Origin of the sequence: Xanthomonas sp. LF06-19, assembly GCF_034105425.1 — a bacterium.
In the GTDB taxonomy this organism is placed as follows: Bacteria; Pseudomonadota; Gammaproteobacteria; order Xanthomonadales; family Xanthomonadaceae; genus Xanthomonas_A; species Xanthomonas_A sontii.
The window spans coordinates 310,364-324,677 of the sequence record NZ_JAXGGH010000007.1 but is presented as its reverse complement, the minus strand read 5'-3'; the positions used below and the strand labels follow the sequence as shown (position 1 = coordinate 324,677).

The window sequence follows — 14,314 nt, the reverse complement described above, 5'->3', positions numbered from 1 at the left end:
CGAGTCGCTTCGCGCCCCGACCCTCACCCCAACCCCTCTCCCGGGGGGAGAGGGGCTTTGCTCACTCCGTTTCGGCCCAGCGCGACAGGTTCTGTTTCAGCGCATCGATGCCGGCCCACGGATCCTTGCGTCGCCGTTTCAGCTTGGCCGGGACGTCGCGCAGCTTGAAGGCGTCGGCGCGGTGCAGCCTGGGCAGGTCGCTCCAGGCCAGCGGCATCGCCACCGGGGCGCCGGCGCGGGCGCGCAGCGAGTACGAGGCCACCGCGGTGGCGCCGCGGCCGTTGCGCAAATAGTCGACGAAGATGCGCTGGTTGCGCAGGCGCTTGCTGGCGGTGGCGAGGAAGCGCTCGGGTTGCGACTGCGCCAGTGCGTCGGCGAAGCCGTGGGCGAAGCGCTTGGTCAGGTCCCAGTCGCAGCCCGGTGCCAGCGGCACCACCACGTGCAGGCCCTTGCCGCCGGACACGCGCAGGAACGATTCCAGCTCCAGTTGCGCAAGCAGCTTGCGGATGTCGGTGGCCGCGCGCTTGACCTCGGCGAAGGGCACATCCGGCCCCGGGTCCAGGTCGAACACCACGCGGTCGGCACGCTCCGGGGACGCGGCATGCGCGCCCCACGGGTGGAACTCCAACGCATTGAACTGCACCAGTTCGAGCAGCCCAGCCGCATCCTCGACCACCAGGTACTCGGCCTGGGTTCCGCTTTCTTCCTTCAACCGCACCGACGACACCAGTTCCAATCCGGCGGTGTGGTGCTTCTGGAAGAAGCACGCGCGTTCGGCACCGGCGGGGCAGCGGATGATCGACAGCGGGCGACCGGCGATCTCCGGCAGCAGGTGATCCATCACCGCGCTGTAGTAGTCCCAGACCTCGCGCTTGGTCGCGCCGATGTCGGGGAAGACCACGCGGCCCGGGCTGGACAGCGTCGGCGGCGTGCGCGCGGTGCCCGTGGTCGCGACGTCGCGCTTGCTGCGCCGGGGACCGCTGGTCTTGGTCTCGCTCGCCTTCGCCGCCTTCGCCACCTTGGTCGCCTTCGTGGCTTTGACCGTTGCATCTGCCCTGGCTTTCCTGGCCGGCGGCCTCGCCCGCGCCGCCGCCGCGCGCGGTGCCGGTGCGTCGGCATCGCGCAGGTCGGCGATGTCCTTGTCCGGGCGCACCGCCTTCAGCGAGGCCTGGCGCAGCAACTGCTGTCCGCCGATGCCGCGGTAGAACACCTCCACCACGAAGCGCGGCGCGAACCAGCGCGCGCTGCGCAGGTCGGTCTCGGTGGTCGGCACGTGCACGCTGGGCGTGGCGCTGCCGGCCTTGCCGATCAGTGCGGTCAGCTCGCGCAGCAGCGCGTCGGAGAAGCCGGAGCCGACCCGCCCGACGTACAGCCAGCCATGTTCGGGATCCAGCCGCGCCAGCAGCAACGCGCCGAAGCCGCTGCGGCTGCCCTTGGGTGCGGTGTAGCCGACCACCGCGAATTCGTCCGAGCGCAGCTGCTTGGTCTTGCGCCAGTCGTCGCTGCGGCCGCCGTGGTAGCCGCGGTCGGCGCGCTTGGAGACGATACCCTCGAAGTGCTGCGCGCCGGCGAGCTGGAATGCGGCTTCGCCGTCGCCGTCGATGTGCGAGCTGAAGGCCAGGTGCGCATCGGCGCCCTGCAGCAGCCGCTGCAACAACGCCTTGCGCTCGGACAGCGGTGCGGCGGCGATGTCGATGCCGTCCAGGTGCAGCAGGTCGAACAGGGCCAGTGCCAGCGTGCCCTGGCGCTCGCCGGACAGCACCGCCTGCAGCAGGTTGAAGTCCTCCTTGGTGCCCTTGCCGGCGATCAGTTCGCCGTCCAGCGCCGCCGAGCGCAGGCCCAGCGCGGCGATGGCATCGCGGATCTCGGGGATCTTGTCGGTCCACTCGATCGCGTTGCGCGACCACAGCCGCACCACGCCGTCGGCGACAGTGGCCAGGATCCGGTAGCCGTCCCACTTGATCTCGTGGATCCACTGCGCGCCCTGTGGCGGCGCGTCGCCCAGCCGGGCCAGCTGCGGCGCGAACGGTCCGTCCGGCGCCGCCGCCGACACCGCGCCGGGCAGCGCCTCGGCCAACTTGGCCCAGTTCGTCCAGCGGCCTTTGCGCACTGGCGCCACCACCGTGACCTTGCGCTTGTCCGGTTTGCCGGCGCCGGCGCGCTTGACGTCCTGCGCCGGCGCCGCGGTGACATCGGCCAGCAGGTCGTCGGCCTCCAGGTCGCCGGCGAAGGCATCGTCCTCCTTGAACAGCAGCCACTGCGGCTGCCGCGCCGGCTTGCCCGAGCGCACCAGGTGCCAGCCGCCCTTGAGCTTGTCGCCGAACAGTTCGAAGCGCAGATGACCCTTGGCCAGTTGCGCCTCCGGATCGTCCGCGCTGCTCCACACGCCGTGATCGAACTGGGCGACGTGGCCGCCGCCGTATTCGCCCTGCGGGATCTCGCCCTCGAACGTGGCGTAGTCGAGCGGATGGTCTTCCACTTCCACCGCCATGCGCTTGACCTTGGGGTCGTAGCTCGGCCCTTTCGGCACCGCCCAACTCTTCAGCGCATCGCCGACCTGCAGGCGGAAATCGTAGTGGCGGCGGCTGGCGTGGTGCAGCTGCACGACGAAGATCGGCCGCTTCCCCGCCGGCACCGGCTTGCCCGGCTCCGGCTCGCGGGTCTTGTCGAAGCGGCGCTTGCGGCGGTAGTCGGCGAGGCTCATGGCGCGGGCCCGGCCCGCGTCACGTGCGCAGGTGCGCGCGGACCGCGGCGGCGCTGCTGCCTACCGCCTGCACAGCGGCGCGCAGCTCGTCGGCGGAGACGCCCAGCGCCTGCGTCCAGTCGCGCACTTCGTCGTCTTCGTGGAGGTTGATGCGGTCGCGATCGGGCGAACCGGTGTTGCGGGTGTCGTCGCTCATGCCGAAGTCCTGTCGTCCAGAGGCCGCTGCGGTCGTGGAGGGCGCGCTGCAGCGCGGCGGCGAAGCCGACGGACGCGGCATGCGTCGGCGGACCGTTGCGCAAACTTCTAGTCGCGCCGGCGTGGCACTGCCGTGAACGCCGTGTCTGCCCCATGCATGCGCGCCTCCCACTCAGAACGCCAGCGAGGTGCTGAACAGCAGTTGCCGCGGTGCGCTGCGCTGCAGCGTCTGGTAGTCGCCGGCGAACGCCGAGCCGGCGATGTTGGCGGTACCGATGTTGTGGCGGTCGAGCAGATTGCTGATGTCAAGGCGCAGTTCCAGGCCGGGTAGCGGGCTGTCGGCGCCCAGCGTGTAGGCCGTATACGCGTTGACCTGCCAGAACGCCGGTACGCGCAGGTCGTTCTCGTAGGTGAAGGGCTGATGCAGGTACTCGGTGCTGGTGGCGCCGAAGCGCCAGTGGCGCACATGCGCCGACAGGTCGCTGACCAGCGACAGTTGCGGATAGCCCGGCTGCGCCTTGCCCTGGATCGGATAGACGTTGTCGTCGACGACCACGTCGCGGTCGTAGACCGAGCGCGCCAGCGCCACGCCTTGGTAGAACTGCAGGTGCGGGGTGAGGTCGACGGTCACGCCCAGGTCGGCGCCGAAGGTGTGCATCTTCGGCATCACCTGCACGGTGTTGGCCTGCGCGAACTGGGTGCCGACCGCGGCCGACAGCAGGCGATGGCGGATGTCGCCGTAGAACACGTCCGCGGTGACGGTGGCGTGGTCGAAGCGATGGGTGCCGCCGAGGGTGAGGTTCCAGTCCTGTTCCGGCTGCAGGTGGCGGGCGAGGCGGTCGAACGTGGCCTGGTCGGGGACGGTCCAGGCCGAGGCGGTATAGCCGATGTTGCCGCGCTGGGCGACGCGGAAGCCGTTCATCGCGCTGCCCAGGTCGATGAAGCCATCGGTCTGCGCGGTCGGGCTCCAGAACAGCGACAGATGCGGCAGGAACGCGCTCCTGGCACGCAGCGTACCGGCCGCCGGCCGGTCCGGCGCATCGCCGACACCGCCGCCGCTGGTGCGGAAATCCACTGCCTTGGCGCCAAGGCCCAGCACCAGCGTGTCGCTCAGCGCGATGTCGTCGTGCAGGTAGGCCTGGCGCGCGCGGGTGGTCCACTGCGAGACGTTGTCGGTCTTGAACGCCAGGCCGTACACATCCCACGGCCCGGTGGTGCGCAGCGGCCGGCCCTGCCCCAGCAGCGGTTCGGTGTACCAGGACGTCGCCGCGTCGGCGCTGCTGTGCTCCTGCCAGAGGCCGGCGCTGAGCGTGTGCCGGCCATGCACATAGGTCAGGCTGAGCAGGCCGCCGCTGCGCTGCAGGTGCGGCGCCTGCACCTGCTCGGAGAACGGCGCAGCGTCGGGCGAGGGCGTGGTCGGATCGCTCAGCGTGGCGTGGGTGCGGCTGCGCGCGCTGTAGAGCTGCACCCGCCCGCTGAGCGCGTCGGAGATGCGGAAGTCGTGCGCGAGCGAGGCGATGCGGTCGTCGGTGACCTGGCCGGTGTCGTACGGCAGCAGCCCGGCCAGCGCGCCGCAGCGGTAGGCGCCGCAAGACGCGGCGGCGTTCTGCGGCAGGGCGATGGCATAGGCCCTGGCGTAGTCGGGATAGAGACTGTCGGCGCGCCAGCCCAGCTTGCCGAGCATGTCGAAGGACAGGTTGTTGTAGCCCCACATCGCGGCGTGGCTGGCCGACAGGAACACGGTGAACGTGCCCCAGGCCACGTCCTGCGTCGCCTTCAGGTCGCCGCGCAGGAAGCGCTGGGTGCCGCCACCCTGGTACTTGTCCGCGCCCAGCCGTTGCAGGTCGACCTGCAGCTTCGGGCCGTTGGCGCCGAGTTGCCCGCTCTGCGCCGAGACCGTGGTGACCCGGGTCGCGTCGCTGCCCACGCCCTGCTTGAGGCGCAGGCCGGGCGTGTCCTTCGGCTCGCCCAGGCGGTACTCCAGCGCGCCGCCGTTGGCACTGCTGGAGAACACGCTCACCGGTGCCGCGCCGGGGCTGACGGTGATGGTGCCGATGGCGTCCGGCACGCCGACGTTGACCACGCTGGTGCCGGTCAACGACAGGAAGCCGCTGTCGTTCAACGGCACGCCTTCGAAGGTGATGCCCATTTCGTTCATGCGGAACCCGCGCACGAACAGGCTGGTGGCGGAGACGTCCAGGCCCAGCCCGTCGGTGGCGGTGTAGCTGGCGCCGGGCACGGTCTTTAGCCGCGCCAGGCCGTTGCTGCCGGCGAGGTCGGCGTCCATGTCGCCGGCATTGATGACGTAGCGGTTCGGGCCCACCACCTGGGTGGGCGCTACTGCGGCCGCATGCGGCGAGGCCACCACGTCCAGCGCGGACAGCGTGGTCGGCGTGGTGTCGGCGTTGCTGTTGGCAGCCGCCTCCGTGGCGTGTGCCGTGGAGGCGGCGAGGCAGGCGACCAGTGCCGCGGACAGCAACGACGGTGCGCCCGCGTGCCTGAGGCGATGCGGTGCAGAGATCGGCAGGGCGGCGGCGCGGAGACAGGAGGAGGTCGCATGCATGGTCGGATCCGGCGTGGAGTAGGAAGCGGTGGCGCACGCGCGCACCCAGCGCAGGGCCGCCTGTTCGCGGCGGCGTCCGGCTGGCTGTGCGTTTGCGATGACAGTGCGCCGGCGGTGCGGCGGCCCGCTCCGGATCGATGGAGGCGAACGGCGCAGCTGCGGCAGCGCGCTTCCGCGGTGAATACAGCGGCGTGAAGCGATGCAGGAAATTCTTGCATCGCATGTGCGCTTGCACCATTGCGCGTTGGTACAGCGCTGCCTGCTGCGCGTATGCGATGCGATACCTGGGTATAGGGCGCTGGTGCCGCTGCGCGAACGAGGATGGATCAGCGCCGACGTCTACGGCGAGTGCATGCACGGTGGCCGGGGGGCCGACCTCATGCCGTTGCACGCGTGCGCGAGACATGGGGCCGAATGCTCAGGACCGACGCGGCTCCACCGGCAGGCGCCGGGTGCGACTGGCTTCGCGGAGGGGCGCCATCGCCAGGCTTGCAGACGCCTGCCGCCCATGACCTGCGACCTATTGACGACAGCTGTCGCCATGGGTAGCTTTGCCGACACGTGTAGTCATTGGAGTGGGCGGATGCGCCGCAAATCGATCGGGGACCAGGAACTGGCCCTGCTGCAGTACATCGCCGAACACGGCGATGCCAGTGTCGGGGAGGTCGCCGCCGGGTTCGGCGAGGCGCGCGGGCTGGCGCGCTCGACCGTGCTGACCATGATGGAGCGCCTGCGCGCCAAGGCCTATCTGCGTCGCCGCCAGGTGCAGGGCGTGTACCGCTATGCCGCCACCAGCGGCCAGGACGACGTGGTGCGCAGCGCGGTCGGCAGCTTCGTCGAGAAGACCCTGCAGGGCTCGGTCTCGCCGTTCGTGGCGTGGATGTCGCAGCGCGCCGAGGTCAGCGACACGGAACTGGTCGAACTCGAGGCCCTGGTGGCCAAACTGCAATCGCAACGGCGAGAGGACTGAGCCATGCACAGCCTGGTGGGGACGGACGTGTTCGAGACTCTGTTGTCGCGGCTGCTGGCGACCAGTGTGCAGACGCTGGTGCTGGTCGCGCTGATCTGGGCGCTGTGCCGCTGGCTGCCGACCCTGCCGGCGGCGACGCGTTGTCGGTTGTGGTGGCTGGTCGCCGCGCAGAGCGTGCTGGGCCTGCTGTGGGCCGGGGCGGTGCAGCTACCGGTGCTGCCGGCCGCGCCGGCGCCGGTGGCGGCGGCACCGGCGGCCGTCGCCACGGTGTCGGCGACGCCGGCAGGCGCTGCGATGCCGCGCGTGTCCGCTGCGATGCCTGCCCAGATCAACGTCAACGCCACCGCTGCCACCGCGGCGATCGCCGCACCCCCGGCCACGACATCCCTGGCCGCCTGGCCGTGGGCGCAGGCGCTGGTGGCGCTGTGGCTGGCCGGCGTGCTGGTCTGCGCCGCGCACAGCGTCCTGGCCTACCGTCGCAGCCGCCAGCGTGCGCGCGCGGCGGCGCCGTGCACCGACACCGCCCTGCTCGGTGCGCTGCGCCTGGCGGCCGAGGCCCACGGCCTGCGCCAGCCGCCGCAGCTGCGGCTGTGTGAGCGCATCGATTCGCCGCAACTGATCGGGCCGTGGCAGCCGGTGCTGCTGCTGCCGGCGCGGCGCATGGACAGCCTGCGCGCCGACGATCTGGACATGGCGCTGACCCACGAACTGGTGCACCTGCAGCGCCGCGACCTGTGGTGGGGGCTGCTGCCGGCGGTGGCGCAGCACCTGTTCTTCTTCCATCCGCTGGTGCACCTGGCCAACCGCGAGTACGCCCTGGCCCGCGAGGCGGCCTGCGACGCCGCCGTGGTCGCCGGCCACCGCCATTGCCGTCACGACTACGCGCGGCTGCTGGTGCAGCTGGGTGTGGCACCGCGGCCCAGCGCCGGCCTGGCCAGCGCTTCGCCGACCTTCCTGAGCCTGAAACGGAGATTGCAGATGCTGCAGACCACGTCCGCTTTTCCGCGCCTGGGCGCGGCCCTGATCCTGACCGCGGTGGCCGTGCTCGGCGTGGCGCCGCTGCGCCTGGTGGCCCAGCCCGGCCATGCGCTGCCTGCCGCCGGCAAGCCGGCTCCCGCCTCCCAGGCGCAGGCCGCGGCGCCACCGAGCGAATACACTGCCGATGACGCGGCCCGCGAAGCGGCGCTTGCGGCGGCGGAGGCGCAGGCTGCCATGGCGGCTGCAGATGCAGCGAAGCAGGCAGCCGACGCGAGCGCAGCGGCGCAGGAGCCTGAGATGGAAGCCGCGAACGCGGCGGCCGCGGAGGCGGCCGATGCGGTCGACATGGGGGACGCCGGTGCCGCCGCCCGCGCCGCCAACGTGCCCGCAGTACCGCCGCCGCCGCCCGCGCCGCCTGCGCCGCCTGCGCGGCCTGCAATGGTGGTCCCGGCGGTCCCGGCGGTCCCCGCGCCGCCGCCGGCCATCGGCTCGCGGATCAGCACGCGATCGATGCAGAAAACCCACAACGGCAAAATCGAACAGTCGTATGTCCGGGTCAAGGGCAACCATTCGACGATGAGTGGGAGCAGCGACGAACTCGCCAGCATGAAGCGCGAGACCCAGGGCGATGGCCTGTGGTTCCGCCGCGGCGGAAAGCGTTACGTGGTGCACGATCCTGCGCTGCTGGCCCGCTTCGACGCGCTGTTCGAGCCAATCGGCAAGCTGGGCGCGCAGCAGGGCGAGCTCGGCAAGCGCCAAGGAGCGCTGGGCCGCGAGCAGGGCGAGCTGGGCCGTGAACAGGGCAAGCTGGCGCAGGAGGCCGCAGCGCGGGCGCTGGCGCGCATCGACATGGACGCCGTCGCTGCCAAGGCGCAGGCGAATGCACAGGCAGCGCTTGCGCAGCGCCAGGACGCGCTGTCGGCGAAGATGCGCACGCTCGGCGAACAGCAGGCCGCGCTGGGCCGGCAGCAGGGCGAACTGGGCGCACGCCAGGGCGAACTGAGCGCGCAGCTCGATCGCGAGGTCGACCGCCTGTTCGATGCGGCCATCGCCGCCGGCAGTGCGCAGCGGCTGGAGTGATGTCGCCGGCGGCGTGCGCAGCGCCTACGCCGACGCCGCAGTCGCCAGCGCGCGTTCCTCGGCCTCGGCGGCGACCAGGCGCTGCAGCAGCAGCGCCAGCGTGACCACGTCCTGGTGGTTGTGCGCGGCGACGCGGCGCAGGTTGCGCGCGTTGCCGCCGCGCAGGTAGCCCAGCCACGCGGCCGGCGCTTCCGAGCCCGGCAGGTCGTCCTCGCGTACCACGCGCAGCAACTGCCGCTCGATGGTGGCGAGCTTGCAGTTCTCCCAGGTGCCGCGGTAGCGGCGGCGGGTGGGATGCAGCAGATCCACGTGGTCCAGCGCCGACAGCGGATCGGCGCAGCGCGCCAGCCGGTAGCGGGTCTTCAGCAGCGGCGCGTCGTAGCAGCGGCCGTTGTAGCTGGACAGCACCGTGCCCGGCCGCAGCCAGGCGCGGAAGGCCTCCAGCATCGCCTTCTCCGCGCCCATCGTGGCCATCAGCAACTGGCGGATGCGCAGGCCCGGGCCGTCGGCCGGATGCACGGTCCAGTCGGCCGCGCCGATCATGAAGGCGCGGGTGCCGGTGCCGCCGGCCAGGCCGGTGGTCTCGGTGTCGAAGAACAGCAGGTCGGTGGGGTCCACCGCATCCTCGCGGCGGGCGAAGGCCAGCGACAGCGCACCGGCGGGGATCGGCTGCGGCAGGAACGCCTCGATCAGGTGCAGCCCGGGTGCGATCTCCACACCGGGCAGATGCCGGTCCGGCGCGAGGGCAGGCCTGCGTGCGACCACTGCCGCGGCGGGCGCGACGGCGCGCTCGCGCAGGCCGAGCAGGCGCCGCAGCGCGGACACATCGGTGCCGCCGCGGTCGAACGGGGCGATGGCGATGGGCGGCGCTACCGCGGTATCGGCGCCGCCGCTGCGCGGGGGAGCGGGTGGCGTGCGTGGGGCCGGCGTTGCAGTTGCCTGCGATACGATCTCGCGCGGCTGCGGCGCTGCCTGCCGCGGCGCTTGCGTGGACGTCGCCGCGGCAGTGCCTGCGCGTGGCGCGGCAGACGCGTCGGCTGCGATGCGATGGCCGGAGGACGCCGGCGCGCGCTCGGCGCTGGCGTCGCCGGCCTGCCGGCGCAGCGCGCGCAGGCGTTCGAGGCTGATGCTCATGCGCTCCACTCCGGCAGCGCATCGGCATCGGCATCAATGGCGATCGTGGTTGCGCCGTGCGCGTCCAGCGCCGTGTCGTCCTCGCCGTCGAGCAACAAGCGCAGCACGCGCAACGCCAGCGCCCGCGGCGTGGTCGCGCTTTCCTCCTGCGCGGCCAGCACCGGGCCGACGCAGGCCGGGCAGCCGGCCACGCAGTCGCAGCCCTGCACCAGTTCGCGCGCGCGCTGCACCAGTTCGGCCTGGCGCCGCCACAACGGCTCGCTGAGGCCGACGCCGCCGGGGAAGTTGTCGTACAGGTACACGGTGGGCACGAACTGCTGCAGTTCGACGCTGGCCGGCTCGCCGCTGTCGCCACCGCGCAACTGGCCGCGGCCCTTGGCGTCGGCCACCGCGAACCAGGCGCCGTCGCCGTCGCCCACCGCCTGCTGCAGATCGCGTGCGTCGGCCATCACCGCCACCGTGGCCACCACGTGCAGCGCGTAGGCCGCGCCCAGGAAACCGTCCAGCGCGTCCTGCTTGCTGCCGAACGCCTTGAGCAGGGTCGCCTGCGGCAACTGCCACCACACCGCGGTGGTGTGCAGTTCCTGGTCGGGCAGGTTGACCGGGCCGTAGCCGATGTTCTCGTGGGTGTAGTAGCGGATCTTCTTGTAGCCGGCCACGCGCCGCACCACGTGCACCTCGCCGTGGTGCGCGTCGCCGCGCCCGGCCGCGCCGCCGTCGAAGCGGTCCAGCACCTTGAGCTTGGTGAAGTCGATGCTGTCGGTGTAGTAGTCCACGTGGGTGCGGGTGACGTAGGCCTTGCGGCCTTCCCAGTCGAGCTTTTCCACCTGGTAGGGCGTGCTCTGCACCATGTGGATGGCGCCTTCGTACAGGGTCAGCGCGGCGGCCGAATAGTCCACCTCGGCGATGATCTGCTGCTTGCCGTCGGTCTTGTCCACCACCACGAAGTTGCCGTCGGCCACCGAGCGCAGGCTCACCGCATTGGCCGGGTAGCTGTCGGCGATCCACTCCCAGCGGTCGCCTTCCTGGTGCACCACTTCGCTCTCGGCCAGCGCCTCCAGGAACACCGCCGGGTCGACCGGGCCGAACGCCTCGCCGGCGACGAAGGTCAGCTCGAACGCGGCGCAGCGGATGTGGTCGAACAGGATCAGCGGCTGGTCCGGGGCGATACGGGCGTGTTCCGGCGAGGCATCGGCGAAGAAGTCCGGGTGCCGCACCACGTACTGGTCCAGCGGCTGCGAACTGGCCACCAGCACGCCCAGCGCCGGCTGCTGGCGACGTCCGGCGCGGCCGAAGCGCTGCCAGGTGGCGGCGACGCTGCCGGGGTAGCCGTTGAGCACCACCACGTCCAGCGCGCCGATGTCCACGCCCAGTTCCAGCGCCGAGGTGGAAACGATGCCGTCGATGCTGCCGGCGCGCATCGCCCGCTCGGCCTCGCGGCGCTCGCTGGGCAGGTAGCCGCCGCGGTAGGCGCGGATGCGCGGCGGCTTGCGCGGGTCGTGGTCGAAGATGTCCTTCAGGTACTTGGTCAGCACCTCCACCATCAACCGCGTCTGCGCGAACACCAGGGTCTTGAGCCCGGACTTGATGGCGATGCGCGCGATGCGGTTGCTCTGCGAGCGCGCCGAGGCGCGCAGGCCCAGGTCGGCGTTGACCACCGGCGGGTTCCACAGCAGCACGTGCTTGTCGCCGCTGGGCGCGCCGGAGTCGGTGATCGCGTGCACACGCTGCTCGATCAGCGCCTCGGCGTGCGCGCGCGGGTTGCCGATGGTGGCCGAGCACAGGATGAACTGCGGCGTGACGCCATAGAACGCGCAGATGCGTTTGAGCCGGCGCAGCACGTTGGCGACGTGGCTGCCGAACACGCCGCGGTAGGTGTGGATCTCGTCGATCACCACGTAGCGCAGGTTCTCGAAGAACTGCGCCCACTTGGTGTGATGCGGCAGGATCGCCTGGTGCAGCATGTCCGGGTTGCTGACCACGATGTCGCCGTGCAGGCGGATCGCCTGGCGCGCATCGCCGGGGGTGTCGCCGTCGAAGGTGAAGGCCTTCACCCCCAGGTCGCCGGCACGGTTGAGGTCCAGCAGCTCGGCCACCTGGTCCTGCGCCAGCGCCTTGGTCGGGAACAGGTACAGCGCCTTGGCCTGCGCGGTCATCGCCGCGGCCACCACAGGCAGCGTGTAGCACAGCGACTTGCCCGAGGCGGTGGGGGTGACGATGGCCACGTGCTCGCCGCGCTGCGCCGCGTCCCAGGCCTCGGCCTGGTGGCTGTACAGCTGCGCGATGCCGCGTTCGCGCAACGCGGCGGCCAGCGCCGGCGGCACGTCGTCCGGGATCGGCGCGTAGCGGCCGGCTTGGCCGGGGATGGTGAAGCTGCCGGTGATGCGGTCGTGGTAGCGGCGCTCCAGCCGCGCGCTGAGCAGGGCGCCATCGCGCGAGGGCATCCCGTCGGTGGTGGACAGGGCGCGCTCGGCGTCCTCGGTGCGCGGGGCTAGGGCGTGGGCGGGCATCGGCACGGCTCTCAAAGCGGAACAGGGAAGCGAAATCGCGTCTCAGGGTATGAGACGGGCGCCGTCGAGGCGAGACGGGCAGGCTGAGCGGATTCAGGCTGGGCGATTGCATGCGGAACGCATCGCTGTTCGCACTGCATGCGGCAGCCTATTGGCGATGCGTGCCGGCCCTGCGCGTCTGTACCGACACAGCGGCCGTCTGCGCCGATGACACGCCCTCGGCAGCGCGTACTACGCAGATCAGGCTTGTGCCGATGGCCGCGTTCCGCGCGAGGCGCGAGGCTTTCGCTACCCGTCGTGCAATGACGGACCCCGTTCACACACTCAGGAGCGAATGCCATGGTCACCGCCGAATTTCTGCAGGATAACGGCTTCAGCAACAAGGCGTCGGTCGACGCCAACGTCTACATCAAGGATGTCACCAAGGCGCTGCCGTCTTCCGGCAACCTGCATGCGCATCTGAAGGTGACATTTGCCGATGCGCATCGGCTGGCGTTCGAAATCCACGGCACTATCCGCGTCGACGCAGACGCGCAGGCGTTGGGCAAACGTAGTGGCGACGACAGCACCATCGGTCGCGCTCTGTGGGTGTACGCGGATGGCACGTTCCGCACGTCGGTCGAAGCCGCCTTTTGGCAGGAGCAGGGCGGCGTCACCCCGTCCCAGCTCAAGACCTATGCGCGTAAGCTGAAGGATCAAGTGCGGCAATGGGAGCAGGCACTGGAGCGCGAAGGTGCCGATAGCCATCCTTCGCCGGCAGGAAACAAGCGCGCACTCGACGATCTGGACACGCGCTATCCGCTCGGTAAGTAATCGCCAGCGCGGTCTTGGCAGGATGCTGCGCGTGGCGAAGCAGGGATCAGCCGCTACGCGCGTATCCTGTGCGTCCCCCAGCACCAAGGCACCGCTTCCCGGAGTGCCGAAGATCGCCTTGTCCGCATCGACTTCCTCGCCAGCCCCGCACTACCGCACCGCCGCCGCGCGCCGCGCCGATCTGCTCGTGCATGCCGCCGGCCTGCTGCTGGCCGTGGTCGGCGGCGCGCTGCTGGTCTGGCGCGCCCATGCCAACGACGCGCTGATCGTGGCCACCAGCATCTACGCGCTGGGGCTGCTGACCATGTTCGCCTGCTCGGCGGCGTACAACTTCGCCCCGCCGCAGCGCCAGCCGGTGCTGCGCAAGCTCGACCACGCCGGCATCTTCGTGATGATCGCCGGCTCCTACACGCCGTTCTTCGTGCTGGCGCTGTCCGGCGCCTGGGTCTGGTCGATGACCCTGGCGGTGTGGGGCGTGGCGCTGTTCGGGGTGTTCGCCAAGCTGTTCCTGCCGGGCATCGCCAAGGGCTTCTGGGTGGCGATCTACCTGCTGCTGGGCTGGGCGGGGATGGCGGCGGTCAAGCCGATCGTGGCCGGGCTGGACACGCCGGTGCTGTGGCTGATCGCTGCCGGCGGGGCGATCTACACGGTGGGCGTGGCGTTCTACGTGCGCAAGTCGATGCTCTACAACCGCGCGATCTGGCATGCGCACGTGCTGGGCGGCGCACTGGCGCACTGGTGCGCGATCTGGCTGTGCCTGCGCCCGCTGTCGGCGACGTGAACGGTGGCGCCGATGCGCTAGAGATGGCCGTGCCGCGTCCGTAAGCTCGGGCGTCATGGACAGCATGCACACAGCGGAACCGACCGGCCGGCGCCTGCGCACGATGCTGGCAATCGCCTTGCTGGCGACCTGCGCGAATGTGCAGGCACAACAGGCCGCACCGGCCGCACCGGCCGCTGCGCCGCCGCCCTCGGTCGCAACGCCGTCCACATCCGATGCCGCCGCGCAGCCCGACATCCAGACCCTGGGCGAAGTGCGCGCGCTGCCGCCGGACGAGGGCGAGCCGCTGGACCTGTACCGCTTCAAGAATCCGGTGTCGCCGCCACCCAACCGCTTCGACAAGGACTGGCGTCCGCCGCCCTCGGTGGAGCAGGTCAGCCAGAGCGGCGGCTACATCGCGCTCGGTGTCTACTACCTGGCCGGCAAGGCGGCCAAGGGCCTGCACGCGCTGACCGGCGGCCCCGACCAGGTCCAGGCTGCCGTCGCGCGGCCACCTCCACAGCTGAGCGAGGCCGAACTGCAACGCGCCATGAAGGTGTGCGCGGAACAGGGCGGGGGCTGCGCAGCGGGGCAGTGAGCGCGCCGC

8 protein-coding genes and 2 pseudogenes are annotated in these 14,314 nt (G+C 71.2%); 5 read left to right on the top strand and 5 right to left on the bottom strand.

What is annotated here, in order from left to right; all coding sequences use genetic code 11:
• Window positions 1-61 precede the first annotated feature (61 nt).
• The 3 genes from ligD to SLW55_RS15685 all read right to left on the bottom strand — a co-directional run bounded on the left by ligD (window position 62) and on the right by SLW55_RS15685 (window position 5,462).
• Complete coding sequence (gene ligD / locus SLW55_RS15695) at window positions 62-2,704, bottom strand: DNA ligase D (RefSeq protein ID WP_320745370.1); 2,643 nt, start codon at window positions 2,702-2,704, stop codon at window positions 62-64.
• Between the two features lie 19 nt (window positions 2,705-2,723).
• Window positions 2,724-2,900, bottom strand: a complete 177-nt coding sequence (locus SLW55_RS15690) for a DUF3606 domain-containing protein (protein WP_267085368.1) — start codon at window positions 2,898-2,900, stop codon at window positions 2,724-2,726.
• A gap of 171 nt (window positions 2,901-3,071) precedes the next feature.
• Entirely contained in the window at window positions 3,072-5,462 is a 2,391-nt protein-coding gene (locus tag SLW55_RS15685) for a TonB-dependent receptor (RefSeq protein ID WP_320745369.1), read from the bottom strand.
• A 583-nt stretch (window positions 5,463-6,045) separates the two neighbouring features.
• On the opposite strand from SLW55_RS15685, the gene SLW55_RS15680 reads away from it, so the two are divergent.
• Window positions 6,046-6,432: a BlaI/MecI/CopY family transcriptional regulator gene (locus tag SLW55_RS15680; RefSeq protein WP_320745368.1), complete on the top strand. Its 387-nt coding sequence runs from the start codon at window positions 6,046-6,048 to the stop codon at window positions 6,430-6,432.
• Window positions 6,433-6,435: 3 nt separating this feature from the next.
• A pseudogene (locus tag SLW55_RS15675) lies at window positions 6,436-7,617 on the top strand (M56 family metallopeptidase); the annotation flags it as partial.
• Between the two features lie 897 nt (window positions 7,618-8,514).
• Here the strand turns inward: SLW55_RS15675 and SLW55_RS15670 are convergent.
• A pseudogene (locus SLW55_RS15670) lies at window positions 8,515-9,321 on the bottom strand (ribonuclease H-like domain-containing protein); the annotation flags it as partial.
• A 299-nt stretch (window positions 9,322-9,620) separates the two neighbouring features.
• The gene (locus SLW55_RS15665) at window positions 9,621-12,134 is read right to left on the bottom strand and encodes a DEAD/DEAH box helicase (RefSeq protein WP_150410059.1); all 2,514 of its coding nucleotides are present in this window, start codon (window positions 12,132-12,134) and stop codon (window positions 9,621-9,623) included.
• A 339-nt stretch (window positions 12,135-12,473) separates the two neighbouring features.
• Between SLW55_RS15665 and SLW55_RS15660 the strand changes: the two genes are divergently transcribed.
• The 3 genes from SLW55_RS15660 (at window position 12,474) to SLW55_RS15650 (ending at window position 14,305) form a co-directional block, all read left to right on the top strand.
• Window positions 12,474-12,947, top strand: a complete 474-nt coding sequence (locus SLW55_RS15660; protein WP_017911660.1) for a hypothetical protein — start codon at window positions 12,474-12,476, stop codon at window positions 12,945-12,947.
• A 118-nt stretch (window positions 12,948-13,065) separates the two neighbouring features.
• On the top strand, window positions 13,066-13,728 hold the full coding sequence (locus tag SLW55_RS15655; protein ID WP_153751676.1) for a hemolysin III family protein: 663 nt from the start codon (window positions 13,066-13,068) through the stop codon (window positions 13,726-13,728).
• Window positions 13,729-13,792: 64 nt separating this feature from the next.
• Window positions 13,793-14,305 carry a hypothetical protein gene (locus tag SLW55_RS15650; protein WP_295965852.1) on the top strand — a complete coding sequence of 171 codons (513 nt, stop codon included), beginning with the start codon at window positions 13,793-13,795 and terminating at the stop codon, window positions 14,303-14,305.
• Window positions 14,306-14,314: the final 9 nt, after the last annotated feature.

What these genes read in the sequence shown, in the direction of transcription:
- ligD (WP_320745370.1), bottom strand. Translation starts at nt 2,704, where the DNA reads ATGAGCCTCGCCGACTACCGCCGCAAGCGCCGCTTCGACAAGACCCGC.
- SLW55_RS15690 (WP_267085368.1), bottom strand. Translation starts at nt 2,900, where the DNA reads ATGAGCGACGACACCCGCAACACCGGTTCGCCCGATCGCGACCGCATC.
- SLW55_RS15685 (WP_320745369.1), bottom strand. Translation starts at nt 5,462, where the DNA reads ATGCATGCGACCTCCTCCTGTCTCCGCGCCGCCGCCCTGCCGATCTCT.
- SLW55_RS15680 (WP_320745368.1), top strand. Translation starts at nt 6,046, where the DNA reads ATGCGCCGCAAATCGATCGGGGACCAGGAACTGGCCCTGCTGCAGTAC.
- SLW55_RS15665 (WP_150410059.1), bottom strand. Translation starts at nt 12,134, where the DNA reads ATGCCCGCCCACGCCCTAGCCCCGCGCACCGAGGACGCCGAGCGCGCC.
- SLW55_RS15660 (WP_017911660.1), top strand. Translation starts at nt 12,474, where the DNA reads ATGGTCACCGCCGAATTTCTGCAGGATAACGGCTTCAGCAACAAGGCG.
- SLW55_RS15650 (WP_295965852.1), top strand. Translation starts at nt 13,793, where the DNA reads ATGCACACAGCGGAACCGACCGGCCGGCGCCTGCGCACGATGCTGGCA.